We start from the raw sequence: 2,711 nt of genomic DNA, 5'->3' as shown, positions 1-2,711 counted from the left end.
GATGACCGCATGATCGGTAAGAACATCACTACCGGTATAAATTTTACAGTTACTTAGCGCGTACATAGTCAGCTAGTCCTTATAGATGAGAATTCAATTTCTATATCGTTATCTAAGTAGAGACTGCTTCAGTCATATGGGTACTTAGTTTGTATCACTGAATTAGATAACGAGTCACATACAGCAAGTCGCGTTTTATCGATGTTATTGTCATAGTAACTAACTGAAAAGTAATAATTGTATGGTTTTTTATGATTCTTTTTCAGAGCAAAGTTACAGTGATTTACCCGCCTAGATACCAAAATAACACTGATTCTGCCTTGCATAAAGTGCGAGAATATTATCTTTAAAACGCCATTTTTTCGTATAATAAAATAAGTTTTATGATCTCGCTAGCAAAAACCTTTCGAAAGGGCAAATTGTGGTGATTATGATCACAAACGGTGAGCTTTTAATTTGCGGAGCAAAATTAATATCATAAACTTAGGATGACTAAATTGGACGGCTGAAATAAGTCATTCAACATAACATCTAATCCTATAGGGGGAACTTAAGGTGAACATTCTCGGATACTTCCAGAAGGTGGGTAAGGCGCTTATGGTGCCGGTTGCCACACTTCCTGCAGCAGCAATACTCATGGGTATTGGCTACTGGATCGACCCAAATGGCTGGGGCGCAAACAGTGCACTTGCTGCATTTCTTATTAAAGCTGGTGCAGCGATCATTGACAATATGTCAGTATTGTTCGCTGTTGGTGTTGCTTACGGAATGTCTAAAGACAAAGATGGCGCCGCTGCACTTTCAGGTTTCGTGGGCTTCTTAGTTGTCACAACGCTTTTGGCCCCTGGTGCAGTATCACAAATTCAAGGCATTGACCCAAGTGAAGTACCTGCTGCATTTGGTAAAATCAATAACCAGTTCGTCGGTATCTTGGTTGGTATTGTTTCTGCTGAGTTGTACAACCGTTTTTCTCACGTAGAGCTGCACAAAGCACTGGCGTTTTTCTCTGGCAAGCGTCTTGTACCGATCCTAACGTCTTTTGCTGGTATCGTTATTGCGTTCATCCTGATGTACGTTTGGCCATCAGTTTACGGCGGTCTGGTCAGTTTTGGTGAAAGCATTCAAGGTATGGGTGAAGCAGGTGCAGGTGTTTACGCATTCTTCAACCGTCTTCTAATTCCTGTTGGTCTGCACCATGCACTAAACTCAGTGTTCTGGTTTGATGTTGCTGGTATTAATGACATTCCAAACTTCCTTGGCGGTGCGAAATCATTAGCTGAAGGCACGGCAACGGTAGGTGTTACGGGGATGTACCAAGCGGGCTTCTTCCCAATCATGATGTTTGGTTTACCAGGTGCTGCTCTAGCGATGTACCATACTGCGAAATCAAAGAATAAAGAGAAAGTGGCATCTATCATGATTGCAGCTGCGTTTGCTTCATTCTTTACAGGTGTAACAGAACCACTTGAATTTGCATTCATGTTCCTTGCTCCAGGACTGTACGTTCTTCACGCAGCGCTGACTGGTCTATCAGTTTATATCGCGGCATCAATGCAGTGGATTGCAGGTTTCGGTTTCTCTGCTGGTTTAGTCGACTTAGTATTGTCGACTCGTAACCCGCTAGCGGTAAATTGGTACATGCTCATTGTACAAGGTCTTGGTTTCTTTGCGGTTTACTACTTCGTGTTCCGTACCGTGATTGTTAAGTTTGGCCTTAAAACACCGGGACGTGAAGATGATGAAGAAGCTTTATCTAACGTGGCTGGATCAAGCAATTCTTCAGAGCTTGCTCGTCAGTACTTGAAAGCACTTGGCGGTCATGACAACCTAAGTTCTATCGATGCCTGTATTACTCGTTTGCGCCTTTCTGTGAAAGATATGAGCGTTATCAATGAGAAAACTCTGAAAGATCTTGGAGCTATGGGAGTTGTGAAGCTAGGTACAAACAACCTACAAGTTATCCTTGGTCCACTAGCAGAGATTGTTGCTGGTGAGATGAAGAATGTATCTAAAGATGAAGACTTAAGTGGTGTTCAGTTACCAGCTTAACTGTTTAATAGTGGTGCGATTGTTTGTTATTGGTATTGCAAACAATTGATACTACAACATCGCAAAAGGCCTCCGCAGGAGGCCTTTTTTCGTTTAGGCCCTTTGAATCTGCTTTGCTTTCACGCCAACTCGATAAATATTGTCGTTTTAGAGCGAGTTCTTGTTGTCTAATTGCTTAGAATTGTGGATCATTAGGAACAATGTACTCTGTGAAACCATACTTGGATACAGGGTTCCGTTTTCTCTGACAATACTAATATTTTTGAGGTGCTATAGATGAGTGAAGCTGATGCTCGTCCATCAAACTTTATTCGCCAGATCATTGATAAAGATCTAGCGGATGGTAAACACACTAGCGTGCATACTCGATTCCCGCCGGAGCCAAATGGCTACCTGCATATCGGTCATGCTAAGTCTATCTGTTTGAACTTCGGTATTGCTCAGGACTACCAGGGTCAATGTAATCTGCGTTTCGACGATACAAACCCTGAAAAAGAAGACATCGAATACGTTGAGTCTATCAAGAAAGATGTAAACTGGTTGGGCTTTGAGTGGAGTGGTGAAGTATGTTACTCATCAAACTACTTCGATAAGCTTTACGAATATGCAATTGAATTGATTAACAAAGGCTTAGCGTACGTAGATGAGCTAAGTCCAGAGCA

Annotated in this window: 3 protein-coding genes; 2 read left to right on the top strand and 1 reads right to left on the bottom strand. The window is 42.1% G+C overall.

Annotation, left to right across the window (positions count from 1 at the left end; all coding sequences use genetic code 11):
• Positions 1-66 (bottom strand): hypothetical protein (locus R7H07_RS23960; RefSeq protein ID WP_411978668.1); only part of this gene is annotated, 66 nt, incomplete at its 3' end.
• Between the two features lie 489 nt (positions 67-555).
• Here R7H07_RS23960 and nagE point away from each other — a divergent pair.
• Positions 556-2,049 (top strand): N-acetylglucosamine-specific PTS transporter subunit IIBC, encoded by a 1,494-nt coding sequence (nagE, locus tag R7H07_RS21470; protein ID WP_065274258.1) that lies wholly within the window; start codon positions 556-558, stop codon positions 2,047-2,049.
• A gap of 276 nt (positions 2,050-2,325) precedes the next feature.
• Positions 2,326-2,711, top strand: a 386-nt coding sequence (locus tag R7H07_RS21465; protein ID WP_318128781.1) for a glutamate--tRNA ligase family protein, incomplete at its 3' end; no start/stop codon positions are given.

The sequence above is a fragment of the Vibrio sp. Vb1127 genome (genome assembly GCF_033338735.1).
In the GTDB taxonomy this organism is placed as follows: domain Bacteria; phylum Pseudomonadota; class Gammaproteobacteria; order Enterobacterales; family Vibrionaceae; genus Vibrio; species Vibrio alginolyticus.
This window is presented reverse-complemented; position numbering and strand designations above follow the sequence as displayed.